A 23,699-nucleotide genomic window follows, 5' to 3' on the forward strand; every position below is an offset into this window, starting at 1 on the left:
CGCAGTCGTCCTTGCCGTCGGAGCCCTCGCGCTGTTGCGCCTGCCCCGGGGAACTCGCCGCGCAGACTCGCCCGACCGCTAGCTCGCGTCGTCCGTTGGTGGCTCAGGGACGAAGTCGACACCCGTCTCCTTGCGCTGCTCAGCAGGAATCGGTGCGGGAGCGGACGTGAGCGGGTCGAAGCCGCCGCCTGACTTGGGGAAGGCGATGACGTCGCGGATCGAGTCGTAGCCGCCCAACAGCATGACCACGCGGTCCCAACCCAAGGCGATGCCTCCGTGGGGCGGAGCGCCGAACTGGAACGCGTCGAGCAGGAACCCGAACTTCTCTTGGGCCTCCTCCTCGCCGATGCCCATGACCTCGAACACGCGCTGCTGCACGTCGCGACGGTGGATACGGATCGAGCCCCCGCCGATCTCGTTGCCGTTGCACACGATGTCGTACGCGTAGGCCAAGGCGTTGCCAGGGTCGGACTCGAAGGAGTCCATCCACTCAGGCTTGGGGCTCGTGAAGGCGTGGTGCACTGCCGTCCACGCGCTCGAGCCGAGCGCCACATCGTCGTCGTCCGCCTTGACGGGCTTGAACAGCGGGGCGTCGACCACCCAGACAAACTCGAAGCGCGACTCGTCGATGAGGCCCACCCGGCGGGCGATCTCGCCACGCGCCGCTCCCAGCAGGGCTCGCGACGCGTCGGCCTCGCCTGCCGCGAAGAAGATGCAGTCGCCCGGGTTTGCGCCCACGGCCCCGGCGAGGCCAGCAAGTTCGGACTCCGACAGGTTCTTGGCGACAGGTCCGGCGAGCGTCCCGTCCTCGCCAACGAGCACGTAGGCGAGCCCGCGCGCTCCGCGCTGCTTGGCCCAGTCTTGCCACGCGTCGAGCGTCTTGCGCGGCTGGCTCGCTCCCCCGGGCATCACCACGGCGCCCACATACGGCGCTTGGAACACCCTGAACGGCGTGTCCTTGAAGTACTCCGCCAACTCCGTGAGCTCCAACCCGAACCGCAGATCGGGCTTGTCCGAGCCGAACCGCGCCATGGCATCGGCGAACGTCAGCCGCGGGATCGGCAGCGACACCTCGTAACCGATGAGAGCCCACAACTCGCGCACGATCTGCTCGCCCAGCGCGATCACGTCGTCTTGGTCCACAAAGGACATCTCGACGTCGAGTTGGGTGAACTCCGGCTGGCGGTCGGCGCGGAAGTCCTCATCGCGGTAACAGCGCGCGATCTGGTAGTACCGCTCCATGCCAGCGACCATGAGCAGCTGCTTGAACAACTGCGGCGATTGAGGCAACGCATACCAGGAGCCCGGAGCCATGCGGGCAGGCACCACGAAGTCCCTGGCACCCTCCGGGGTCGAACGCGTCAAAGTTGGCGTCTCGATCTCGAGGAAGTCGTGCGCATCAAGCACCCGACGCGCGGCCTGGTTGACCTTAGAGCGCAGCACCATTGCCTCGCGCTGGCGCGGGCGCCGCAAGTCGAGGTAGCGGTGCTTGAGCCGGGCCTCTTCGCCAACGGTGACGTGCTCATCGATGGGAAAGGGCGTGGGGGCTGACTCGTTGAGGATCACCACGTCCTTGACGTCGACTTCGACCTCGCCGGACGGCAGGTTGGGGTTGCTGGAGCCCTCAGGGCGCATCCGCACCTCGCCCGTCACCTGGATGACGTACTCAGTGCGCAGCGAGTGTGCGATCTCTTCGCGCAGCACCACTTGAGCGAAGCCGGAGGCGTCCCTCAGGTCGATGAACGCCACCCCACCGTGATCCCTGCGCCTGCCCACCCAGCCTGACAGGGTGACGGTGGCGCCTGCGTCGGCGGCACGGAGGTTTCCGGCGAGGTGGGTGCGCAGCACAATCGGCCTTTCGTTGAAGCGTTGTCATTCCAAGGTTGTGGCTCACCGCAAGGGAGCACGGGCCAGTCTAGCCGCGGACGACGCGGGGCCTGAGGTCGTCGGCAGGCGGCATCCAAGCGTCGGCGTCGGCGGGGACTTGGTCGCCTGACCGGATGTCCTTTACTTGACCAACGCCGACCTCGCCGTCCTCGCCGTCGCCAGGGAACCACACATACGGTATGCCGCGCCTGTCCGCGTACTGGATTTGCTTGCCGAACTTGGCGGCGGTTGGCGACACCTCGCACGCAATACCGCGGGCGCGCAGCCGTGCGGCGATGCTGTCCGAAAGCGGGCGGTTGGCCTCGTCGATCACCGCAACCAGCACGGCACTGGGAACAGACCTGGTCGCGACCAGAAGCTCCCGCGACACCAATCGCGACACCAGACGCGAGACACCGATCGACATGCCGACGCCGGGGAATCCGCCACCGGCCACGAGCGAGTCGTAACGGCCGCCTGAACAGATCGACCCCAGGTCCTCGTGCCCGTCGAGCGTGGTCTCGTACACGGCGCCCGTGTAGTAGTCCAGCCCCCGCGCGATGCTGAGATCAGCCATCGCCGTGCCAGGGACAGCGGCATTGACCGAATCGATGAGCGCGACCAAGGCGTTGAGGCCCTCGCCAAGAACGGCCTGGGCACGCTCATCGCCATGGGTCGGTGTGGTCTCCCACAGGTCGAGAACCGCCTCCCTGAACGACGAGTCTGGCGACTGGATCTTGGCGAGTTCCAGGATCGCCGTGGCGGCGTCGTCGCTCACGCGTTGGCCCTCAAGCTCCTTGGCGACGCCATCCGGGCCGATCTTGCCCAGTTTGTCGACAGAACGCAGCGCGGCTGCGACGCCCTCAATCCCCACCCCTCGATAGAAGCCCTCCACGAGCCTGCGGTCGTTCATGCGCATGCGTGCCGCTGGCAACGGCAGGGCGGCAAGCGCTCGCGCCATGACCACGGCCACCTCTGCCTCGAGGTGCGCTGGGAGGTTCTCCCTGGCGACGACGTCGATGTCCGCCTGGTAGAACTCGCGGAAGCGGCCCTCTTGCGGGCGCTCGCCCCTCCACACCTTTTGGATTTGGAATCGGCGGAACGGAAACTGCAGCTGACCTTGGCGTTCCTCCACGTAGCGGGCGAAGGGAACGGTGAGGTCAAAGTGGAGGCCGAACTCGAACTTCTCGCCGCCCCGCCGGCGCAGCATGTACACAGCCTTCGACGCCTCCGCCTCGCCGCCGAGGCGGTCGAGCGGCTCGACTGCGCGCGTCTCGATCTCGCCAAAGCCGTGAAGAGCGAACACGTCGCGCAGCGTGTCGAGCACGAACGCCTCGACGATGCGCTCAGAAGGTGACCACTCGGGGAATCCGGAAAGGGGCGCTAGTCGCGACATGGGCCCTATTGTTCCATCCGACGGCACGTACACTGTCGCAGACCTGCATCGATACTCTGGTACGCCCGGATGGAGACCATGACGACCAGCAAGAGCGCCCGCGCAGCAGCGGAGCGCAAGCGCGCGGCAAAGCAGGCCGCCCTCGCGCAGCGCAAGGCCGCTGCGCGTCGTCGACGCACGATCTGGGGGCTCGGGACTCTTGCGGTCATCGCGGCGGTGGGCTTGTGGATCGCGATTTCCGCCAACACCGGAGACGACGACGCTTCCCTGGGCGACAGCAACGGTCTCGCTCCCGCCCCCTCGCTGGCGCAGTCGCGCGCGTGGGACGTGACGATAGAGACCAACGTGGGCACTATCGAACTGTCGCTCGACGGCGAGGCCGCACCTCAGGCCGTGGCCTCGTTCGTCTCCCTCGCGAACGATGGCTTCTTCGACGGCACCGATTGCCACCGGCTCACCACCGCGGGGATCTACGTGCTGCAGTGCGGCGACCCTACCGGCACCGGCACGGGTGGCCCCCCTTATAGATTCGGCCCGATCGAGAACGCTCCCGGCGATGACTTCTACCCCGCGGGAACGCTTGCCATGGCCCGCGGCATGGATGACGCATCGTCCATGGGAAGCCAGTTCTTTGTGGTCTACGAAGACTCCACCATCCCCTCTGATGAGGCCGGCGGGTACACCGTGTTTGGCACTGTGACCCAAGGTCTCGATATCGTGAGGTCGATTGCCGAAGGTGGCACCATCACTGGTGACGCCGATGGCCGTCCAGCCCTGTCCGTCATCTTCACAAAGGTCACCGCCTCATGACGCCCGCAAAGCCCCGGCCCATTCCTCGCCCCAAGGCGCCCTCGCCCGCTTCGCTGGCCGCACACGCCACGCACCCGGTGAAGGTCCCTGTGGTGGATGAGATCACCCCAGCTCAGATCGCCGCAGCGAGCAAGTTCGGCGCGGTGGAAGGCGACCAGGTCGTGGTGATCGACGGTGACAACCGCACACCCGTCGGGCCAGCCGCGGGCGACGAGCCACTGACGCCCTATGCAAAGGCCTTCATCGAGCTCGCCGCGGCAGTGGAGCGATTCCACGCCCGCCTGGTCGGTGCCGAGCTCGGCCCCAAGGACATCGACGAGTCCCTGACGAACCTGCGCTCGTCGCTCGAGACGCCCACGGTGGTGGGCAACCTCGCCGCACTTCGAGCCCGTTTCGGGATCGTTGAGGCCGAGGCGAACGAGGTGGCGGAGAGGGTGCGCGCCGAGCGCGCCGCCGCCCGCGAAGAGGCCGCCAAGGCTCGCGAGGCGATCGTGGTCCAAGCGGAGGAGCTCGCTGCAAAGCCGGTGGAGAAGGTTCACTGGAAGAACGACACTGCCCGCATGCGGGACCTGCTCGAGGAGTGGAAGGAGGCTCAGCGCACCGGTGCACGCATGGCCAAGGAGGCCGAGCGTGCGCTCTGGAAGCGTTTCACGCACGCCCGTTCCACCTTTGAGAAGGCACGCAAGGTGCACTTCGCCATGCTTGACAAGGAGAACTCTTCCGTCGCAGGCGCCAAGGAGGAACTCGTGGCCCGCGCCGAGGCGCTCGCCGAGTCAACTGATTGGGACTCTACCGCGCGGCAGTTCAAGCAACTCATGGACCAGTGGCGCGGCGCTGGCAGGGGCCGGCGCAGCGTCGACGATGCCCTGTGGGCTCGCTTCCAGGGGGCTCAAGAGAGCTTCTTCACTGCCCGCCGTGCCGCCGCGGAGCAAGAAGAACAGGCTCTCGCTGGCAACGTGCCCGCCAAGGAAGCCGCAGTCAAGGACGCCGAAGCCCTGCTACCCATCAAGGACCTCCGCGCCGCCAAACGCGATCTGCGCAGCATCCAGGACCGCTTCGATGGTGCTGGCGAGGTGCCACGCGGCGATGCCCAGAAACTCATTCGCCGCATGTCGGCTGTGGAGAAGGCGGTTCGGGAGGCCGACCAGTCAGCCTGGACGACTCGCAACCCTGAGGTCGAGGCGCGCGCCACGGGAGCGGCCGCTCAGCTTCACGCGGCAATCGGCGAACTTGAGCAGCAACTCGACGAGGCGAAGGCCGCGAAGGACACCCGGAAGGTCAAGGAGCTCACCGAATCGCTCGCCGCGCGCAAGGCTTGGCTCAAGCAGATCGAGGCCCTCGCCAAGTAGGGCGCGGCACTCCCCCGTTGTCCACAGATCCGCAGTCTGCCCCCTAGGGGCGGGCTCGCCGCGCCAGAATTGTCCTCATGCTGGTGGTGCGTCGTGACGATGTGGGCGCGGCGGCGCTCGCACGGATGCGCCGGGCTGGAGTAGTCAGAGCCCTCACCGACGACGCCGGAGCGGCCCCCAGCCCCGTGCCATGGACAGTGGCGCGTGCCATCGCGCTCGCCGCGTGGATCCCGCGAAAGGCCGCCGCAACGGGGCTCGCGGCACTATGGGTACACGGCCTCACGCGTGACGCTCTCGCCCCCGCTCACGTCGAGGTGGTGGTGCCGCGCGGTGCCCACCCTGATCCGCCGTCGGGTGTGGCGAGCAGCAGGTGGTCGTTCACCACTCATCAGACCGTGTACTCGCGGGCCGTGCTGGTCGCAGGAGTCCGCATCGCTCGCCCGGCCGATGCCGTCGCTTCGGCGTTGCGCACCGCGAGACTCGCGGATGCGATACCGGCCGCTTACCGAACGGTCGCGTCTGGGCTCGCCACTACGCAACAGCTGTATACGGCCGTCTCAGGCCCTCAGTCGGCAGACGCGCGCTCCAGGGCGCAGCACGCGCTGAGGGCCGTCCAGGAGGCCCTGGAGGCCTCTAGAACGAATGGTGGCGGCGTCCGCCGGTGACCCGGCGAGCGTCGTACACGCCGTCAATGCGGCGCACCGCGCTCAGCACGGCGCCCAGGTGCGAGGGGTCCGCCATCTCGAAGGCAAAAGTGTTGAGGGCCACGCGGTCGTTGTTGGTGGACACGTGCGCGCCCAGGATGTTGAGGTGATGATCAGACAACACTTGCACCACGTCGGACAGGAGTCGGTTGCGGTCGAGCGCCTCAACCTCGATCTGCACCAAGAATGTCGAGTCGGACGCTCCCGACCACTGGACGTCAACCAGTCGCTCAGACTGATCATGGAGCGCGAGCATGTTGTCGCAGTCCGCCCTGTGCACGCTCACGCCTTGCCCGCGCGTCACGAAGCCCTGGATGGGGTCTCCCGGCACGGGTGTGCAGCACTTGGCAAGCTTGACGACCACGTCGCTCATGCCGTTGACGGTGACTCCAGGGTCCCCACGACGCGCCCGCTGCCGCGTCCCTGGGCGCGTGATCTCCGTGATGTCCTCGTCGGCGCCCTCCTGGCCGCCAACGGCCTCGACCATGCGTGCCACGACATCGCCCGGTTGCGCCTTGTGCTCGCCAATGGCCGCATACAGATCGTCGACGTCCTCGTAGTGCATCTCCTTGGCGAGGGCAAGAAGCGTTGACTTGCTCATGAGGCGCTGCATCGGCAAATGCTGACGGCGAATGGCGCGCGCGAGCATGTCGCGACCGGTCTCGACCGACTCTTCGCGGCGCTCGCGCGTGAACCACTGCCTGATCTTGTTGCGAGCCCTGGTGGACTGCACAAACTCGAGCCAGTCGCGCTTGGGGTGAGCGTTTTCGTCTGACGTCGTGATGATCTCGACGGTGTCGCCGTTATCGAGAGTGGAGTCGAGGGGCACGAGGCGGCCGTTGACCTTGGCTCCCACCGTCTTGTGGCCCACGTCCGTGTGGACGGCGTACGCGAAGTCAACGGGGGTGGCGCCTTGCGGCAGTTCGAGCAACTTACCGCGCGGTGTGAACACGTAGACCTCGGCACGCGAGATCTCACCGCGCAGGGAGTCCAAGAAGTCGCTGGCATCGGCCGTCTCTTGCTGCCAATCCGCTATCTGGCGAAGCCACCCCATGTCGTGCGCCATCGCTGGCACCTTTTCGCCGCGCGCATTTTCCTTGTAGCGCCAATGGGCGGCGTAGCCGTACTCTGCCCGCTTGTGCATCTCCCAGGTGCGGATTTGCAGCTCCACTGGCTTGCCTTGCGGCCCGATCACTGTGGTGTGCAGCGACTGGTACAAGTTGAACTTGGGCATCGCGATGTAGTCCTTGAAACGCCCAGGTACCGGCTGGAACCGTGCATGCATGGCGCCCAGTACCGCATAGCAATCGCGCACCGATTCCACCAGAATGCGCAAACCCACCAGGTCGTAGATGTCATTGAGGTCGCGGCCTCGCACAATCATCTTCTGGTACACGGAGTAGTAGTGCTTGGGCCGCCCAGAGATCTCGGCCTTGATCTTCTGAGCCTTCAGTTCCTTCGAGACGTCCTGACGCACCTCCTCAAGCAGCTTGTCGCGCTCCGGCGCGCGGTCAGCGACCACCTCAACAATCTCTTGATAGATCCTCGGATACAGCGTGCGGAACGACAGGTCCTCAAGCTCCCACTTGATCGCGTTGAGGCCCATCCGGTGCGCGAGGGGCGCGTAGATCTCAAGGGTCTCCTGGGCCTTCCGACGAGCCGACGCTGGCGAGACGGCGTCCCACGTGCGGGCGTTGTGCAGGCGGTCAGCGAGCTTGAGCAGCAATACCCTGATATCCCGTGCCATCGCGACCACGAGCTTGCGCACCGTCTCGGCCTGAGCGGCCTCCCCAAACGTCAGCTGGTCCAGTTTCGTGACCCCGTCGACGAACGACGCGACCTCGTCACCGAACTCTTGGGCGATGTCCTCGAGCAAGAACGGCGTGTCCTCGACCACGTCGTGCAGCAACGCCGCGACGATCACCGTGTCAGGCAGCCCAAGCCCGGCGATGATCTCCGCCACGGCGATGGGGTGGGTGATATAGGGCTCGCCGCTCTTGCGGAACTGGCCGTCGTGAGCCTGCTCGGCCACCGCATGTGCCCGCTCGATGAGCGCGGTCTTGGACCGCGGATACATGCGGCGATAGGTCTCCAGCAATGGCGCAAGCGCGGCCGGATCCTTGGCGACTCGGCGAATGCCGAGCAACCTGGCCGAGTCGGAGTCCGCGCGGGTTCCTGTCACGCGGTCCTCCTCTCGACTATGAAGGGCCCATTCTACTTGCGGCGCTTGCGCTTCGGTTGCGCCGCGGTGCCCTGGTGGTGACCTGGAGTGAGCGCACCCACGTGAACCGAACCGTCTGGGCGGATCACGTCGGACTGGCCACTCTCACGCAACGCCAGCACGGCCTCGGTGTGTTCCTTGATGCGCGCCTCGTTGCCCCGCAGCGCCACCTCGAGTGGCGTCGCCACGAAGATCGACGAGTAGGTCCCCACTGCCATGCCGACGAACAACGCCAGGGCGATGTCCTTGAGCGTTCCGGCGCCCAACAGGTACGAGCCGAGGAACAGGATGGCGGACACCGGAAGCAGGGCGACAACGGACGTGTTGATCGAGCGCACCAGCGTCTGGTTGACGGCGAGGTTGGCCATCTCCGCGTACGTGTAGCGGTGTTGGGTGAAGATCTCGGAGGTGTTCTCACGCACCTTGTCGAAGACCACCACGGTGTCGTACAGGGAGTAGCCCAGGATCGTGAGGAAGCCGATCACGGAGGCGGGGGTCACCTCGAAGCCAGACAGCGCATAGATCCCGGCGGTGAAGAGCAGGTCGTGGCCGAGCGCCACCAGCGCTGCCGCGGCCATGCGCCACGCGCGGAAGTACAAGGTCATGACGACGGTGACGAGCAGCAGGAAGATGACAAGGCCCTGGATCGCCTTGCTCGACACCTCCTCACCCCATGTGGGGCCAATGAAGGACGAACTGACTTCCGTCTCGGCAACGCCGTAGGCCTCGGCGAGGTCCGCGGCCAGATCATCCACCCTGGCCTGCTCGAGTTCGCCAAGTTGCACGCGAATGCCGTTGGGCCCCACCTGCGCCACGCGCGGCTCCTCGGCTGGCAACGCCTCGGTGACCACGTCCACGGCGATCGTCGTGTCAGTGTTCTCGACGCCGGACACCGTGTACTCAGTGCCGCCACGGAAGTCGATGCCGGGGTTGAGGCCCTTGACGAGCAGGATCAGGAGCGCGAGCGCAATGAGCACGCCGCTGACAAGGAACCAACGCTTGCGTTGGCCGACAATCGAATACGTCTTCTCACCGGAGTGGAGGCGGTTGCCCCACGAGGAACGTTGCGCCATGACTACTCCTTGTCCTGGGTGCCTGCGGCGGCGCGGGCCTGTGCGGCCTTGCGCTCTGCCAGCGTCGGCGCCGATGATTCTGCCCCTGCCACGCGGCCGCGCCCCTTGTACATCGTGTCCCTGCCGAGTTGCCTGGGATCGAGGCCGGAGAGTCGGTGACCCTCGCCGAAGAACTTGGTGCGTGCCAACAACGCAAGCACGGGGTGCGTGAACAGGATGACGACGATGAGGTCGACAATGGTGATCAGGCCCAGGGTGAAGGCGAACCCTCGCACGCCTCCGACCGCCAGCATGTAGAGCACCAAGGCGGCGAGGAAGGAGATGGCGTCAGACGCGAGGATGGTGCGCCTGGCGCGTTTCCACGCATGCTCCACGGCGCTCGCGAGGGAGCGCCCCTCCCTCAGCTCGTCCTTGACTCTCTCGAAGTAGACGATGAACGAGTCCACGGTGATACCGATGGCCACGATCAGACCGGCCACGCCAGCGAGCGACAGTCGATAGCCAAGTCCCCACGACAGAAGCGTGATGATCGCGTACGTCATGCCGCCTGCGACGAGCAGTGAGCCGACGGTGACCATGCCGAGCGCGCGATATTGGAACATCGTGTAGATGACTACGAGGATGAGGCCAATCGCGCCGGCCAGCATGCCGTTGCGCAGTTCCTCTGCACCCTTGGTGGCCGAGATGACCTGCTCCGACTGCACCTCGAGCGTCAGCGGCAACGCGCCGAACTTGAGTTGGTTCGCCAGTTGCTGAGCCTCGTCGAGAGTGAAGGTGCCGGTGATGGAGGCCTGCCCTCCTGTGATGGATTGCTCGACGGAGGGGGCCGAAATCACCACGCCGTCAAGCAGAATGCCGAACTGATCCCGTGGGGACGGCAACTCAGCGATCCGCCCCGTGGTGTCGGCGAACACAGAGCCGCCACCACCGGTGAAGGACAGCCTCACTTCGTACTTGCCGGGAAGGACCGTTCCGAGTCGGTTGAGCTCTGGGCCCGCTGACGCGGTGTCGATGTCCTCGCCGGTGAGCTCCACGGGGCCCAAGATGTACTTGAAGGTCCCGGAGGCGTTGCACGTGGCGAAACCTGCGTCGGGGTCTCCCAAATCCCCACCGGTACCGGTCAGGTTTGCGGGATCGAAGCAGTCGAGCGCGTAGTACTCGGCCAGGAGGTCTTCCGTGATCCACGTCATGTCGGAGGGGTCCGTCGGCTCCGTCGCCACTGGCGCTTCGGCGGGCTCGGGGCTCGGGGTGGCGGACGTTGTCTCGCTCAAGCCGGTCTTCACGTTCGCGACCTCGCTCGCGGGGGCGGCCTCACCTGCGGCGTCCGCTGACGGGCTGGGTGTGGGATCTGAACCGGTCGCCTCGTCTGGAGTGGGACTCGTTGTCGGCTCGACGGTCTCCGTGCCGGGGTCGAGCGACACCGGGGCCGGGTCGCCCTCCATTAGCACCGGGCGGAATTGCAACTGTGCGGTGCGGCGCACCAGGTCGAGCGTCGCCTCATCGGGCTTTCCGGGGAGGGCCACCACGATGTTGCGGTCCCCCTGAGTCGAGATCTCGGCCTCTGCCACGCCAGTGGCGTCCACACGCTTGCGGATGATCTCCACGGCCTGGTTGATATCGGACTCGTCGATCTGGGAGCCGTCCGTCGTGTCCGCTTGCAGGATGATTTGCTGACCACCAGCGAGGTCGAGCCCGAGCCCTGGAGTGGGTCCCGTCTTGTCGGTGAAAACACCCACGCCCAACAGACCGAACAGGATCACCAACAGTGAAGCCAGCCACATGAGTGATTTGCGGGCGCCTGAGACAGCTGATGACACGCGATTCCTACGCTTTCCTAATGGATGTGGCTACCGAACCGTGCGGGCGGCCCACGCGATTCTAGGCGAGTTGGTGGGGCGCCGTCGAATACGAGACACCGCCCGGCACCGTCAGGACTAGTCGAAAAGCCTGCTGCCACCCTCGTCACGGGACGTCTGTCCCCCGCCTTGGCCGCCGTGCAGCACCACCCCGTCGGGCGGCGTCAGGCCCAAGTGGGCCCATGCGTCGGCTGTCGCCGCGCGCCCGCGGGGGGTGCGCGCCATCAGACCCTCACGCACCAAGAAGGGCTCCGCGACCTCCTCGACCGTTTGGGACTCCTCACCCACAGAGACTGCCAAAGTGGAGAGGCCCACGGGCCCGCCCCCAAAACGGGTACACAGGGCACGCAGCACCGCACGGTCGAGGCGGTCTAGTCCACGCTCGTCCACCTCGTACACCTCAAGCGCGGCGCTCGCCGCACCCATGTCGCCGGAGCCATTTCCGTGCACTTGAGCCCAGTCACGGACCCGCCTGAGCAGACGATTGGCGATGCGCGGTGTGCCGCGCGACCGCGAAGCGATCTCGGCCGCGGCGTCGGCCGCCAAGGTGAAGTCCAGCAAGTGCGCGGAGCGGGTGACGATGCTCGTCAGGTCGCTCGGTTCGTAGAAGTCCAGGTGTGCCGTGAAGCCGAAGCGGTCCCTCAGTGGCGCGGGCAGCAGTCCCGCCCGCGTGGTCGCGCCCACCACGGTGAACGGCGGCAGGGTGAGCGGAATCGACGTGGCGCCCGGTCCCTTGCCTACCACCACGTCAACGCGAAAGTCCTCCATGGCCAGGTACAGCATCTCTTCGACGGGGCGCGCCAGGCGGTGGATCTCGTCGACGAACAGCACGTCTCCGTCCTCGAGCGAACTCAGGATCGCCGCCAGATCCCCTGCGTGCTGAATGGCCGGGCCCGATGTGATCCGCAGCGACGCGCCCAACTCCCCCGCCACGATCATGGCCAGGGTGGTCTTGCCCAGGCCCGGGGGCCCTGACAACAGGATGTGTTCCGAACTGCCCTCTCGCTGTGTCGCCGCGCGCAGAACGAGGGCGAGTTGTTCGCGCACCACTCGTTGGCCCACGAACTCCTCGAGGCTTCGCGGCCGCAGCGCCGCCTCTGCCGAGCGCTCAACCGCGTCTGCATCAACGCTCGTGACCGCGGCGACGTCGCCCATCAAGGGCTCAGGGGATTCCTCAACCACGCGAGCCTCCCAGGGATTGCAGGGCCGCCCTCAACGTCGTGGCAACGTCGTCTTGGGTGATCGGCTCGGGAGCGACCTTCTCCACCGCAGCCGCGGCCGCCCTGGCCTGCCACCCCAACGCCACGAGGGCATCGGCGACCTGCTCGCGCTCGTCAGCGACGGCGGGGTGCACCACGGCGTCTTCAGGAAGGCTCAGCCTTCCGCCGAGCTCAAGCATGAGCCGCGCCGCGACCTTGGCGCCGACTCCTGGGACCTTCTGCAGCGCCTTGACATCGCCAGCGGCGATCACCGCCACGAGCGTGTGCGGCGCGTGCACGGCCAGTAGCGCCAGCGCGAGCCGCGGCCCCACACCCTGCACCGATTGAAGCGTCTCGAACATGTCGCGCTCGTGAACGTGTTCAAAGCCGAACAGCGTCAACGAATCCTCTCGCACCACCAAGTGAGTGGCCAGGCTCGCTTCTTGCCGCACATGGAAAGTCGCGAGCGTCGCGGGCGTGGCGAGGATGCGGTACCCCACACCGCCCACATCGAGCACGAGCGCGCTCGCACCCACATGAGTGACGGTTCCCGTTAGTTGCGCAATCACACCGAGTCCTTCGAACGCTTGTACGAACAGAGTAGGTGCGCCGCCACGCTCAGCCGCGCCGACGCGCCGCCTTCTCAGCCTCCGCCCACGCCCGTTGAGCGGTCGTCTTCGCAGTGCCCGCTCCCCCGGTTGCGCTGTACCTCAACGCGTGGGTCAGGGCAATCGCGAGGGAGTCGGCGGCGTCGGCCGGGGTCGGCACCGCGTCGAGACCCAGCAGCTTGACGACCATGAACCCCACCTGGGCTTTGTCCGCCCGGCCGGAGCCCGATACAGCAGCCTTCACCTCAGACGGCGTGTAGAGCGCCACGGGAATGCCCCGGCGGCGCGCGGCCACCATCACGAGCCCGGAGACCTGCGCGGTGCCCATAACGGTGCGGACATTGTGCTGGGCGAAGACGCGCTCCACGGCCACCGCGTCCGGACGATGCTTCTCCAGCGCGGCCTCGATGGCGTCAGCGATGACGACGAGGCGGTCGGCTGGCTCGGCGTCGGCAGATGACGTGACCACGCCCACGTCCACCAGGCTGACGGATCGCCCCGGCCCCGTCTCGACGACGCCGAGGCCGCACCTCGTGAGACCAGGGTCGACGCCGAGGACGCGCACGCGCTACTCGGAAGCCTCTGCGAGAACCTCGTCAGGCGCGTCGAAGTTGGCGAAGACGTTCTGGACGTCGTCGCTGTCCTCGAGCGCGTCGATAAGGCGCAGCATCTTGCGGGTGGTGTCCACGTCCGTCTCGACCTTCATGGACGGCATCCACGTCACCTCGGCCTGCTCGTAGTCGATGTTCGCGGCCTGCACCGCCGTGCGCACCGCGACCACATCGGTCGCCTCCGACACGAGTTCAAAGGCCTCGCCAAGATCGTTGATCTCTTCCACACCGGCCTCGAGCGCGGCCTCCATAAGGTCGTCTTCCGTGGCCCCTGCGTCCTTGGTCACGATCACCTGGCCCTTGCGGGAGAACAGGTAGGACACTGAGCCAGGGTCCGCGAGAGTGCCGTTGTTGCGCGTGAGCGCCGTGCGCACCTCCATGGCCGCGCGGTTGCGGTTGTCCGTGAGGCACTCGATCAGCATGGCCACGCCGCCGGGGCCGTAGCCCTCGTACATGATGGTCTCGTACTCGGCCGCTCCGGCCTCAAGTCCGGAGCCTCGCTTGACGGCGCGATCGATGTTGTCGTTGGGCACGGACGACTTCTTGGCCTTCTGAACGGCGTCGTAGAGTGTCGGGTTGCCAGCCAGGTCTCCTCCGCCCACGCGGGCGGCGACCTCGATGTTCTTGATCAGCTTGGCAAAGAGCTTGCTGCGCTTCGCGTCAACGACCGCCTTCTTGTGCTTGGTGGTAGCCCACTTAGAGTGACCGGACACGTTGCTCCTTGACGTCGGGAATCGCCGTACAGTCTAGGCCAGCCGCGGCGTCTGGCTCTCTCTCAGTCAAGCGCGCCCACCACGGCGAGTGCGATCGCCCCGATCAGCGCGGCCCACAGAAAGCTCGAGAGGGTGCCCACAATGAATCGCTCGGCGGCTCTGCTGGCCGCGTCGCCCGTGCCCCCGCGTAGCTCCGGATAGCGCCCCAGGCCCTTGACTGCGATCACCACCGCGATCGCCTCAGGATGACCGGCAAGAATGCCGCCCGTGATGGCCAGTCGCTCAAGAACGCCAATCCACATGCCGCCGCGCAACAGTCCTGGGGCCTCGACATCTGGTCCGACGCGGCCCAGGAAGGCCCCGACGACCCACGCCCCCGCTGCCGCCGACACGCTCAGCGCGACGACTGACACTGCGATCCACACCGCTACGCTCATGCGTTCCCTGCCCCCTCGTCGACCTCGTGGAGTAGCGCGATCGCCACCGGACGCGCCCTGCGTTCCTCGTCCAGCATGGCAGACGCGATGCGTTGACTCACCGCTTGGGTGGAGATTCCGAGCGTCGCCGCGATGTCGCGCTGGGTCACGCCTGGCTCAAGCAGGTCGTGTACTTCCCAACCAGCAGCTGAGCGCCTGCGGACCACCGAAGCGAGCAACTGAAGCAGTGCCGTGGCGGACTCCTCGTGGCCCTCGTGCCCTCCCGCGACCACCAGCGGGACGGGTTCTCCCCTGCCCCGCGCGCGCTCGACGGCTCGCCGCGCGTTGATGAACGCGGGCCCGGAACTCGCGCGGGCCGTGGTACGCAAGGGTTCGTTCACCGGTCCAGCGCCGATGCCGACTGCCCAGGATGCGCGCCGCATCAGTATCAACGACAGGTCGACTGCAGCCTCGGCCGTACCCAGCACCGCCTGGACCTCGTCCCCTACCGTGCGCTCGGGCGGGAGAAGCACATGGTCTGACCACGCCGCCGCCCATGGCTCGAGGGTGGCGAGAAGCGCGTCCACGCGGTCGCCGTGCTGTGTGGAGCGTCGCTGGTCTGCCGTGATGACGAACATAAATCAATGCTAGACCCTTGATACGCATACATCAAGCCTGGACCCTTGATGTCGCCATATCAAGGTGAGGGGCTTGTTCAATCAGGAACGCCGGAGGTTGCCCCGCCGTCTTGTTCCGCTGGCAGCCGGACGCCCGACGCACGCAACTCGAGCTCCGCGAGTTTGCGGATGATCGCGGGGTCGCCAGCGCGCCACTTGCCCGCTACGTCGGCATCGATACGGGCGAGCGCGCCAAGCTTCTGGTTGGCGATCGCGCGCAGCGCCAGCAGCTCGGTGCCCGCGACCTGCAGCGCCATGTTCCTGGCAGTGGAGGACCTTCTGACGAACCGCAGTCGCGGCACCAGCCAGAACACCAGGATGGTCACCACAGGCAGCACCGCGAGCCCGAATCCCAGGCCGAGCGCAAGCTGGTGAACTGCCTCCTGCTGGGACACTCCCGCCGACTCGAGTTCCGCGCCAGCCGCAGAGGCAGCGTCGAATGGTTCCCGGATGCCGCCGCCGATGAACGGCACCCCGCCCAGGGTCTCTCCGATGTCCGACATGGTGCCGCGAATGCCCGCCCCAGCGGTCTGCATCTTCTCGCCATACACACGCAGCTCGGACACGAGCCGGTAGAGCTCGACGCCGAGCCACACCCACAGCATGATGCTGATCAGCGCGAGCGCGTCGAAGAGCGCCTGGCGCATGGCCCGACCGGGGTAGTCAGAGTAGATCTTCATGGCCCCATCATCACGCACCAGGGCGCGGTTGCGCCTAGCGGGCGAGGTCGATGAGGAGGGCATGCACCCTGTCATCGTCAGAGATCTCCGAGTGAAAACTCGTGGCGATCGCGTTGCCTTGACGCACCGCTACGACGGCGCCCCCGTGCGCCTCGTCGATCGCAAGCACCTCGACGCCCTCGGCCCACGACTCGACCCACGGCGCGCGAATGAACGTGGCATGCATCGACGAACCGTCCGGCATCCACGTTAACTCCACCTCTGAGGAGTCGACCTGCCTCCCAAAGGCATTGCGCCTCACCGTCATGTCGATCGCGCCAAGAGTGCGCTGCCCTTCGATCCCGCCGATGATGTCCGTGGCGAGCATGATCATTCCCGCGCACGTGCCGAGCACTGGCAGCCCGCCTGCAATGCGTTGCTGCAAGGGCTCGAAGAGGTCGAACGCGCGCAGCAACTTGTCGATGGTCGACGACTCTCCGCCGGGGATGATGATGCCGTCGACCGAGTCCAATTCGGCCGCGCGCCTGACCCTCACGGACTCCACGCCCAGTCGCTCCAGGGCCGCCTCGTGCTCGCGCACGTCACCTTGCAGCGCCAGCACTCCGATGCGCGTCATTCGTACGCCTCCCCCAGGCTGATGAGCGTGCCATCCCAACCAGTGAACACATCCCACGCCTCGCGCAACTGTTCAGGGAACACCTCGATGCTGGAGTGCTTCAGCTCGTGTTGAGTCAGCCATGCGATCTCGTCGATCGTCTCTTGCTCGTCTGCCGTCCACGAGAACGCCGCAGCCGGGCCGGCGTCGGCGTCCGCAAGGCGCGCCACAAAGAAGTACTCGTGTTGCACATACGGGCGACTCATGAAGTCGAAGTACGCGGTGCGCTCCCACACGGGGCCGATGAGCTCCTCAGGGGTGACCACGTAGCCGGTCTCCTCTGCCAACTCGCGCGCCGCGGCCTCCCGCAGGGTCTCCGACCCCTCCACGCCTCCACCGGGCGTGAACCACCACGACCTGCTGGGGAGGTGGGGATCATGGCCGCGCAACGCCAACAACTTTCCGTCCTCAGACAGCAAGAGCACGCGGGCGCCCTCCCGCTCGACCTTCCCTGTGCGGGGCGCGCTACCAGCCACGCTCTGCGAGGCGATGAGGCTCTGGGACGTCGTCCACATTGATGCCCACCATGGCCTCGCCCAGGCCGCGCGACACCTCGGCGATCACCGACGCGTCGTCGAAGAACGTGGTGGCCTTCACGATTGCTTTAGCACGCTCGGCCGGGTTGCCAGACTTGAAGATGCCGGAGCCGACGAACACGCCCTCGGCGCCAAGCTGCATCATCATGGCCGCGTCGGCGGGCGTTGCGATGCCACCGGCGGTGAACATCACGACGGGAAGCTTGCCGGTCGCGGCGATCTCCTTGACGAGCGGGAGCGGGGCCTGCAACTCCTTGGCGGCCACGTAGAGCTCGTCTTCCGGCATGGCAGTGAGCGCCCTGATCTGCGAGCGAATCTTGCGCATGTGCGTGGTGGCGTTAGACACGTCGCCCGTGCCAGCCTCGCCCTTTGACCGGATCATGGCGGCTCCCTCTGAGATGCGGCGCAACGCCTCTCCCAGGTTGGTCGCTCCACACACGAAGGGCACCGTGAAGTTCCACTTGTCGATGTGATTCGTGTAGTCGGCTGGCGTCAGCACTTCCGACTCGTCGATGTAGTCAACGCCCAGGCTCTGCAGCACCTGAGCCTCGACAAAGTGGCCGATGCGCGCCTTGGCCATCACGGGAATCTGGACGGCGTCGATGATGCCCTGAACGAGGTCTGGGTCGGACATGCGGGCGACGCCGCCCTGAGCGCGGATGTCGGCTGGAACGCGCTCGAGTGCCATGACGGCCACTGCGCCTGCGTCCTCCGCGATCTTGGCCTGGTCGGCGGTCACCACGTCCATGATGACCCCGCCCTTGAGCATCTCAGCCATGCCACGCTTGACGAGGTCGGTGCCGACCTGCGGGCTGACGGATGCGGGGGTGTCACTCATACTGGGGTTTCCTTCGCTCGTTGGGGGAAGAAGCTTGCGTCAAGTCTAATGGCGTCGCGATACGTCTCTTCGATGCGGGGCACGACTTGGTGCCAGTCGAAGGTGCCTGCCCGCAGTCGCCCGCGCTCGGCGAGCGCTGCGCGACCCACTGGGTCATCGAGCAAGGCGCACACTTGCGCTGCGAGACCCTTTGCCTCGTTGACGGGGAAGAACGCGGCGCACTCCTCGCCGTCGTCCGCCGTGGCGACGTCGCGGAAGGCAATCAGGTCGCTTGCGACGACGGCGGCTCCGGCGGCCATCGCCTCGACCAGCACGATGCCGAATGACTCCCCGCCCGTGTTGGGCGCGCAGTACACGTCGACAGAGGACATGAACGACGCCTTCCGCGCCTCGTCGACTTCGCCGACCACCTCTGCCCCTCCGCGCGCAATACGTGCCGCCACCCGGTCGGAGAATCGGCCCGCCACCAAGAAACGAGCCCTGTGGTGGTGCTCCCTCACGAGCGGTATGGCGGCGAGAAAGTCGTCGAGACCCTTGCGCGGCTCATCCATCCTGCCAAGAATGCCGACGGTGGGAGCGTCGTGCGTGCCCGTCCACTCCTCCCGCGCTTGCGCGTTGAAGTAGGCAGAGGTGTCGACTCCATTGGGGATGATGTGGGTCGCTTCCACGCGCAGGTGCTCCTTGACCGTGCGTGCCGCTGACGGCGACACCGCAATGCGCGCGTCGAGCTCCTCGAAGCCAGGCTTGATCCAGGGCTTGCCCAGACGCATGAGTCGCGAGGCGTCGTTCGAGGTGTGGAACGTCCCGACGGTGGGTCCTAACCGGGCCCACATGGCGATGACGCTGAGCGACGGCGCGCCCGGCTCGTGAAGGTGCACCACGTCGAAGTGGCCATCGGCCATCCACCGCCTGACGCGCGCGGCCGCGACCAGCCCAAACGTGAGCCTGGCCGTCGAGCCGTTGTAGTGAACGGAAAAGGACCTGCCTGCCGACCGCACGTATCCAGGGAGGCCGTCGTCAGCGGCAGAGGGCGCCAATACGGACACGTGATGCCCCCTGCGAATCAGCGCCTCCGCCAGGTCGATGACGTGCAGTTGTACTCCGCCTGGCCTGTCCAGCGAGTACGGGCACACGATGCCAATGCGCACCTACGCCTCCACCCATCCGAATCGTTGGAGCATATGCCAGTCCTCCGGATGTGCGGCGATCCCGCGCGCGAGCGACTGCGCCCATGCCTGAGTCATGGTCACCACCTTGTCACTACCTGTGAAGTCTTCTGGCAATAGGACCTCACCGAAGGTCAACACGATGCCCCACCCCGACTTGGCTGCCCGCCTGCGCTTGCCCTTCAGACGCTCGTAGCGGACCGACACCGGCAACAGCGCCGTGTGCGCCGCGTGCGCCAACGCCGCCGGGCCGGGAGCGACGCGCACGGCGCGGCCCCACATCGAGACCTCCACTCCGCTGCCTGACAGGTCACGGTCGCTCAGGAGGCACACAAGCGTGTGCTCGGACTTGGTGATGCGCAAGAGTTGACGAAAGGTAGAGCTGCCCTCGTGGCCAAGAATCTGCATGCCGAGGTTCTCGCGGAACGCCACGAACTCGTCGTACACGTCGCGCGGCTCTAGCACCTCCGCGACGGCGGTGACCTTGATGATGTTGCGGCAGGCGTAGGCGCCGATGAGGTCCCAATTGCCCGAATGACCGAGCGCAGCGACCATGCCGTGCTCGCGCTCGAATACCCACTCGATCTCCTCGAAGCCCTCCAAGCGCACTCTCGCATCGATGACGGCGCCGCTCATCCGCGGCAGCTCCAAGACGTCGGCGTAGTACCTCGCGGCCGACGCCATGCCCCGCCTCGACAGGCGTCTCAAGGCGCGACCCTCAAGCCCCGTCACGCGGTGGAGGTTCTGCTCGAGGCGTCTTGCTGGCTTTGCCTTCCGCGCCCATCCGTACATGGCCACAAGCCAGGCGGCCGCACGGATGACGCTCACTGGCAGGCGCCGCGACACCCGCCACGCGACGACGAAGGCGTTCATCCTTTGGTGGTGCGGTCCGCAGGCGCGGAGGCGACGGGGTTCTCGCGCGCTGCGCGGTTTTCCTCCCTTTGCACCTTCACCACCGACCAGGTGCGCTGGCCCACAGTGAAGGCCGCTGCAGCCGCGAGCAGCCACAGCGTGACGGTGAGAACCATGAGCGGAAGACCCAAGCCCACAAGGCCGGTTGCGGTGAGGCCGATCACCAGCCGGTCGGACCGCTCGGCGATGCCGTTGGCCGTCTCAATGCCGAGGCTTCCCGCACGCGCCTTGGCGTAGGGAACGAAGGACCCGAGAGTGAGACACATGAGTGCGGCGAGAGCAGTTGCTGGCTCGTCGACGCGAAAGCCCCACACGAGCGCGCCAAAGATGGCGGCGTCAGCCACCCTGTCGAGCGTGGAGTCCAGGTAGGCGCCTAGCCTGCTGCTCTTTCCAGACAACCTGGCCATCGTCCCGTCGAGCATGTCGGTGATGACAAAGAACGTGATCACCATGACGCCCCAGAACAGCGCGGACCCGCCACGCGGAAGGAACACGATAGCGCCCACGACCACTCCGATGGTGCCCACGATCGTTACCGCGTTCGGGTGCACTCCCGCCTTCACCAACGCACTCGCTGGGGCCCGCCAGATTGCGGCCATCACGGGCCGCAGTTTGCCAAACATGTGTTCTCCTCGTTGCACCGCTAAGCGGTCTTTGACCACGCCTCACTGACGCGCTGCCACGTGTCATCCAAGAGTTCAGGCAACGCCTTGGTACGTCCAATAATGGGTAGGAAGTTCGAGTCCCCTACCCAACGCGGCACTACGTGCTGGTGCAGGTGTTCGTGAATGCCAGCGCCGCCGGTCTTGCCCTGATTGATACCAATGTTGAATCCCTGGGTGCCCGTGAGCCCCTGCAGCACTCGCATGCCCGTCTGGGTCAGAGCCGCGATCTCGTCGCGCTCCGCGTCGGTCACATCCGTGTACCAGCCTATGTGGCGGTAAGGGCAGATCATCAAGTGGCCTGGGTTGTACGGGTACAGATTGAGTACCACGTAGCAGGTCTCGCCCCTATGGACGATGAGGTGGTCGCGGTCGTTGTCTTCCGGCGACTTGCACAGGGGACAGTGATGCACGCCGTCCATGTCGGGGCGATCGGTAGCGTTCCTCACGTACGCCATGCGGTGCGGCGTCCACAAGCGTTCGAAGCCGTCTGGCTCGCCGCCCATCTTGTCCGCATCCGCCTGCTCCACCATCAGACTTGAGCCCTCGTCCGAATGGCCTCGACGATGCGAGCCACGGCCGCGTCGACCGGAACCTGGTTGTCTTGGCTGCCGTCGCGAAAGCGGAAAGACACCGCGCCAGCGTCGGCGTCGTCGCCGCCAGCGATGAGCACGAACGGCACCTTCTCCTTGGAGGCGGTGCGGATCTTCTTGGGAAAGCGTTCGTCGGAGGTGTCTACCTCGACGCGCACACCCTTGGCTCTCAGTTGCGTGGCGACGTCCTGGAGGTAGCCATCAAAGGCCTCCGCCACAGGGATCGCCTTGACCTGGACGGGTGCGAGCCACACGGGGAACTGGCCAGCGTAGTGCTCCGTGAGGATGGCAAAGAAGCGCTCGATCGAGCCGAACAGCGCGCGGTGAATCATCACGGGGCGCTTTCGAGAGTTGTCTGCGGCCGTGTACTCAAGCTCGAAGCGCTCCGGGAGGTTGAAGTCCAACTGAATGGTCGACATCTGCCACGACCTGCCGATCGCGTCGCGGGTCTGCACGGAGAGCTTGGGCCCGTAGAACGCGGCGCCTCCTGGGTCCGGCACCAACTCAAGGCCGCTCGCCTCACCTACCTCGCGCAGCGTCTGGGTCGCCTCTTCCCAGATATCTTCTGACCCCACCGACTTCTCTGGATTGCGGGTCGACAGTTCGAGGAAGAAGTCGTTGAGCCCGTAGTCCTTCAACAGGTTCAGCACAAAGTTGAGCGTGGTGGTGAGCTCGTCCTTCATCTGCTCGCGGGTGCAGTAGATGTGCGCATCGTCCTGGGTGAAGCCGCGCGCTCGAGTCAGTCCGTGCACCACCCCCGACTTTTCGTTGCGGTACACCGTGCCGAACTCGAACATCCTGAGCGGAAGTTCGCGATAGGAACGCCCGCGCGACCTGAAGATCAGGTTGTGCATGGGGCAGTTCATGGGCTTCAGGTAGTAGTCCTGGCCCTGCTTGGTGACGTTGCCCTCTGCGTCGCGCTCCTCGTCCATGTGCATGGGCGGGTACATGCCGTCCGCATACCAATCGAGGTGGCCGGACACCTGGAACAGGTTCGCCTTAGTGGCGTGGGGCGTGTAGACGAACTCGTAGCCCTCCTCGATGTGGCGCCTGCGCGAGTAGTTCTCCATCTCCATGCGGACGATGCCGCCCTTGGGGTGGAAGACGGCCAGGCCGGAGCCGATCTCGTCAGGGAACGAGAACAGGTCCATCTCGGCGCCAAGCCTGCGATGATCGCGCCTCTCCGCCTCCGCGAGGCGGTCCTTGTACGCGAGCAGCTCCTCCTTGGTGGGCCAGGCGGTGCCGTAGATGCGCTGAAGTTGGGGGTTCTTCTCGCTGCCGAGCCAATACGCGGCGGCCGAACGCATCAGGCTCCAGCCGTTGGCCAACACCTTGGTGCTCGGCACGTGAGGACCGCGGCACAGGTCCTTCCACACCGTCTCGCCTTGGCGGTTGAGGTTGTCGTAGATCGTGGTCTCGCCCGCACCCACCTCGACGGACACTCCCTCGGCGCCGTCAACGCCTGCCGCCCTGTTCAGCAATTGGCACTTGTAGGGCTCGCCGGAGAGTTCCGCTAGAGCCTCGTCTTGAGTCACGACGCGGCGTCGGAACGTCTGGCCCTCCTTGACGATGCGCTGCATCGCCTTCTCGAGCGCCTTCAGGTCCTCGGGGGTGAAGGGCTCGGCCACGTCAAAGTCGTAGTAGAAACCGTCGGTGATGAAGGGGCCCACGCCCAGCTTCGCGTCCGGCCTCATCTGCTGGACTGCCTGCGCCATCACGTGCGTCGCGGAGTGCCTCAACACGTTGAGACCCTCAGGCTCCGACACGAGCACGGCCTCGACGGCGTCATGCGCCTGGATCTCCCGAGCCAGATCGCGCAGTTCACCCGCAATGCGCATCACGACCACGTCGCGACGATCGCCATACAGGTCGAGGCCCGTCGTGCCCTGTTCGACCTGACGCTCGACACCGTCAATGGTCGCGTTGATGCTCGGCACGTGAAGTCTCCTCGGGTTGCGTGAAACGCGGCGCGCGCTCCCCGACGATGCTACCGACCCGGCGCCCTCGTTGAAGACTCATTGGCCGGAGGGTTCGCCAGGCGGCCCCGACATGATGAGTGGGCGATACTGGGATCGAACCAGTGACCTCTTCCGTGTGAAGGAAGCGCGCTACCCCTGCGCCAATCGCCCTGAAGCGGACTCAATACTAGCGGGTATTG

23 protein-coding genes and 1 tRNA gene are annotated in these 23,699 nt (G+C 66.2%); 3 read left to right on the plus strand and 21 right to left on the minus strand.

The window, feature by feature from the left end; all coding sequences use genetic code 11:
- Positions 1–78: 78 nt before the first annotated feature.
- Both aspS and hisS read right to left on the minus strand, forming a co-directional pair.
- Entirely contained in the window at positions 79–1,848 is a 1,770-nt protein-coding gene (aspS, locus tag QZZ33_RS09380) for an aspartate--tRNA ligase (protein WP_291379655.1), read from the minus strand.
- Positions 1,849–1,915: 67 nt separating this feature from the next.
- Entirely contained in the window at positions 1,916–3,262 is a 1,347-nt protein-coding gene (hisS, locus tag QZZ33_RS09385) for a histidine--tRNA ligase (RefSeq protein WP_291379656.1), read from the minus strand.
- Between the two features lie 78 nt (positions 3,263–3,340).
- Between hisS and QZZ33_RS09390 the strand changes: the two genes are divergently transcribed.
- From QZZ33_RS09390 to QZZ33_RS09400, 3 genes are all read left to right on the plus strand, one after another.
- Positions 3,341–4,072 (plus strand): peptidylprolyl isomerase, encoded by a 732-nt coding sequence (locus QZZ33_RS09390; RefSeq protein ID WP_291379657.1) that lies wholly within the window; start codon positions 3,341–3,343, stop codon positions 4,070–4,072.
- Positions 4,069–5,421 (plus strand): DUF349 domain-containing protein, encoded by a 1,353-nt coding sequence (locus QZZ33_RS09395; RefSeq protein ID WP_291379658.1) that lies wholly within the window; start codon positions 4,069–4,071, stop codon positions 5,419–5,421. Before QZZ33_RS09390 ends, QZZ33_RS09395 begins: the two co-directional genes overlap by 4 nt.
- Before the next feature lie 77 nt (positions 5,422–5,498).
- A complete protein-coding gene (locus QZZ33_RS09400; RefSeq protein ID WP_291379659.1) occupies positions 5,499–6,086 on the plus strand; it encodes a hypothetical protein in 588 nt (195 codons plus the stop codon).
- Here the strand turns inward: QZZ33_RS09400 and QZZ33_RS09405 are convergent.
- The 19 genes from QZZ33_RS09405 to QZZ33_RS09495 form a co-directional block, all read right to left on the minus strand.
- Positions 6,055–8,271: a bifunctional (p)ppGpp synthetase/guanosine-3',5'-bis(diphosphate) 3'-pyrophosphohydrolase gene (locus QZZ33_RS09405; protein ID WP_291379705.1), complete on the minus strand. Its 2,217-nt coding sequence runs from the start codon at positions 8,269–8,271 to the stop codon at positions 6,055–6,057. The two genes, QZZ33_RS09400 and QZZ33_RS09405, sit on opposite strands and share 32 nt — an antisense overlap.
- A 68-nt stretch (positions 8,272–8,339) precedes the next feature.
- Positions 8,340–9,419 (minus strand): protein translocase subunit SecF, encoded by a 1,080-nt coding sequence (secF, locus tag QZZ33_RS09410; RefSeq protein ID WP_291379660.1) that lies wholly within the window; start codon positions 9,417–9,419, stop codon positions 8,340–8,342.
- Positions 9,420–9,421: 2 nt separating this feature from the next.
- Positions 9,422–11,236: a protein translocase subunit SecD gene (gene secD / locus QZZ33_RS09415; protein WP_291379661.1), complete on the minus strand. Its 1,815-nt coding sequence runs from the start codon at positions 11,234–11,236 to the stop codon at positions 9,422–9,424.
- Between the two features lie 117 nt (positions 11,237–11,353).
- Positions 11,354–12,430: a Holliday junction branch migration DNA helicase RuvB gene (gene ruvB, locus QZZ33_RS09420; RefSeq protein WP_291379706.1), complete on the minus strand. Its 1,077-nt coding sequence runs from the start codon at positions 12,428–12,430 to the stop codon at positions 11,354–11,356.
- 19 nt (positions 12,431–12,449) lie between these two features.
- Positions 12,450–13,043, minus strand: coding sequence for a Holliday junction branch migration protein RuvA (ruvA, locus tag QZZ33_RS09425; protein ID WP_291379662.1), 594 nt, complete (start codon positions 13,041–13,043; stop codon positions 12,450–12,452).
- A 49-nt stretch (positions 13,044–13,092) separates the two neighbouring features.
- Complete coding sequence (gene ruvC, locus QZZ33_RS09430) at positions 13,093–13,647, minus strand: crossover junction endodeoxyribonuclease RuvC (protein WP_291379663.1); 555 nt, start codon at positions 13,645–13,647, stop codon at positions 13,093–13,095.
- A gap of 3 nt (positions 13,648–13,650) precedes the next feature.
- Positions 13,651–14,406, minus strand: coding sequence for a YebC/PmpR family DNA-binding transcriptional regulator (locus tag QZZ33_RS09435; protein ID WP_291379664.1), 756 nt, complete (start codon positions 14,404–14,406; stop codon positions 13,651–13,653).
- A gap of 62 nt (positions 14,407–14,468) precedes the next feature.
- Entirely contained in the window at positions 14,469–14,843 is a 375-nt protein-coding gene (locus QZZ33_RS09440) for a hypothetical protein (RefSeq protein WP_291379665.1), read from the minus strand.
- On the minus strand, positions 14,840–15,460 hold the full coding sequence (locus tag QZZ33_RS09445) for a winged helix-turn-helix transcriptional regulator (RefSeq protein ID WP_291379666.1): 621 nt from the start codon (positions 15,458–15,460) through the stop codon (positions 14,840–14,842). Before QZZ33_RS09445 ends, QZZ33_RS09440 begins: the two co-directional genes overlap by 4 nt.
- Before the next feature lie 77 nt (positions 15,461–15,537).
- Positions 15,538–16,179 (minus strand): hypothetical protein, encoded by a 642-nt coding sequence (locus QZZ33_RS09450; protein WP_291379667.1) that lies wholly within the window; start codon positions 16,177–16,179, stop codon positions 15,538–15,540.
- Between the two features lie 34 nt (positions 16,180–16,213).
- Positions 16,214–16,795 carry a pyridoxal 5'-phosphate synthase glutaminase subunit PdxT gene (gene pdxT, locus QZZ33_RS09455; RefSeq protein WP_291379668.1) on the minus strand — a complete coding sequence of 194 codons (582 nt, stop codon included), beginning with the start codon at positions 16,793–16,795 and terminating at the stop codon, positions 16,214–16,216.
- Positions 16,792–17,349, minus strand: a complete 558-nt coding sequence (locus tag QZZ33_RS09460) for an NUDIX domain-containing protein (protein WP_291379669.1) — start codon at positions 17,347–17,349, stop codon at positions 16,792–16,794. The genes pdxT and QZZ33_RS09460 overlap by 4 nt, the downstream gene beginning before the upstream one ends.
- Positions 17,300–18,208, minus strand: coding sequence for a pyridoxal 5'-phosphate synthase lyase subunit PdxS (pdxS, locus tag QZZ33_RS09465; protein WP_291379670.1), 909 nt, complete (start codon positions 18,206–18,208; stop codon positions 17,300–17,302). The genes QZZ33_RS09460 and pdxS overlap by 50 nt, the downstream gene beginning before the upstream one ends.
- Entirely contained in the window at positions 18,205–19,356 is a 1,152-nt protein-coding gene (locus tag QZZ33_RS09470; protein WP_291379671.1) for a glycosyltransferase family 4 protein, read from the minus strand. The genes pdxS and QZZ33_RS09470 overlap by 4 nt, the downstream gene beginning before the upstream one ends.
- On the minus strand, positions 19,357–20,247 hold the full coding sequence (locus tag QZZ33_RS09475) for a phosphatidylinositol mannoside acyltransferase (protein ID WP_291379672.1): 891 nt from the start codon (positions 20,245–20,247) through the stop codon (positions 19,357–19,359).
- Positions 20,244–20,909, minus strand: coding sequence for a phosphatidylinositol phosphate synthase (gene pgsA / locus QZZ33_RS09480; RefSeq protein ID WP_291379674.1), 666 nt, complete (start codon positions 20,907–20,909; stop codon positions 20,244–20,246). Before pgsA ends, QZZ33_RS09475 begins: the two co-directional genes overlap by 4 nt.
- A gap of 20 nt (positions 20,910–20,929) precedes the next feature.
- A complete protein-coding gene (locus QZZ33_RS09485; protein WP_291379676.1) occupies positions 20,930–21,481 on the minus strand; it encodes an HIT domain-containing protein in 552 nt (183 codons plus the stop codon).
- Positions 21,481–23,478, minus strand: coding sequence for a threonine--tRNA ligase (gene thrS / locus QZZ33_RS09490; RefSeq protein WP_291379677.1), 1,998 nt, complete (start codon positions 23,476–23,478; stop codon positions 21,481–21,483). Before thrS ends, QZZ33_RS09485 begins: the two co-directional genes overlap by 1 nt.
- Before the next feature lie 120 nt (positions 23,479–23,598).
- Positions 23,599–23,670: transfer RNA gene (locus QZZ33_RS09495), tRNA-Val, on the minus strand.
- Positions 23,671–23,699 lie beyond the last annotated feature (29 nt).

The organism is Demequina sp., assembly GCF_016278775.1.
GTDB lineage: Bacteria > Actinomycetota > Actinomycetes > Actinomycetales > Demequinaceae > Demequina.

Excerpts from the sequence above, each read along its gene's own strand:
- hisS (WP_291379656.1), bottom strand. The coding sequence starts at position 3,262 with ATGTCGCGACTAGCGCCCCTTTCCGGATTCCCCGAGTGGTCACCTTCT.
- QZZ33_RS09390 (WP_291379657.1), top strand. The coding sequence starts at position 3,341 with ATGACGACCAGCAAGAGCGCCCGCGCAGCAGCGGAGCGCAAGCGCGCG.
- QZZ33_RS09395 (WP_291379658.1), top strand. The coding sequence starts at position 4,069 with ATGACGCCCGCAAAGCCCCGGCCCATTCCTCGCCCCAAGGCGCCCTCG.
- QZZ33_RS09400 (WP_291379659.1), top strand. The coding sequence starts at position 5,499 with ATGCTGGTGGTGCGTCGTGACGATGTGGGCGCGGCGGCGCTCGCACGG.
- secF (WP_291379660.1), bottom strand. The coding sequence starts at position 9,419 with ATGGCGCAACGTTCCTCGTGGGGCAACCGCCTCCACTCCGGTGAGAAG.
- ruvB (WP_291379706.1), bottom strand. The coding sequence starts at position 12,430 with ATGGGCGACGTCGCCGCGGTCACGAGCGTTGATGCAGACGCGGTTGAG.
- QZZ33_RS09440 (WP_291379665.1), bottom strand. The coding sequence starts at position 14,843 with ATGAGCGTAGCGGTGTGGATCGCAGTGTCAGTCGTCGCGCTGAGCGTG.
- QZZ33_RS09445 (WP_291379666.1), bottom strand. The coding sequence starts at position 15,460 with ATGTTCGTCATCACGGCAGACCAGCGACGCTCCACACAGCACGGCGAC.
- QZZ33_RS09450 (WP_291379667.1), bottom strand. The coding sequence starts at position 16,179 with ATGAAGATCTACTCTGACTACCCCGGTCGGGCCATGCGCCAGGCGCTC.
- pdxT (WP_291379668.1), bottom strand. The coding sequence starts at position 16,795 with ATGACGCGCATCGGAGTGCTGGCGCTGCAAGGTGACGTGCGCGAGCAC.
- QZZ33_RS09460 (WP_291379669.1), bottom strand. The coding sequence starts at position 17,349 with ATGTGGACGACGTCCCAGAGCCTCATCGCCTCGCAGAGCGTGGCTGGT.
- pdxS (WP_291379670.1), bottom strand. The coding sequence starts at position 18,208 with ATGAGTGACACCCCCGCATCCGTCAGCCCGCAGGTCGGCACCGACCTC.
- QZZ33_RS09475 (WP_291379672.1), bottom strand. The coding sequence starts at position 20,247 with ATGAACGCCTTCGTCGTCGCGTGGCGGGTGTCGCGGCGCCTGCCAGTG.
- pgsA (WP_291379674.1), bottom strand. The coding sequence starts at position 20,909 with ATGTTTGGCAAACTGCGGCCCGTGATGGCCGCAATCTGGCGGGCCCCA.
- QZZ33_RS09485 (WP_291379676.1), bottom strand. The coding sequence starts at position 21,481 with ATGGTGGAGCAGGCGGATGCGGACAAGATGGGCGGCGAGCCAGACGGC.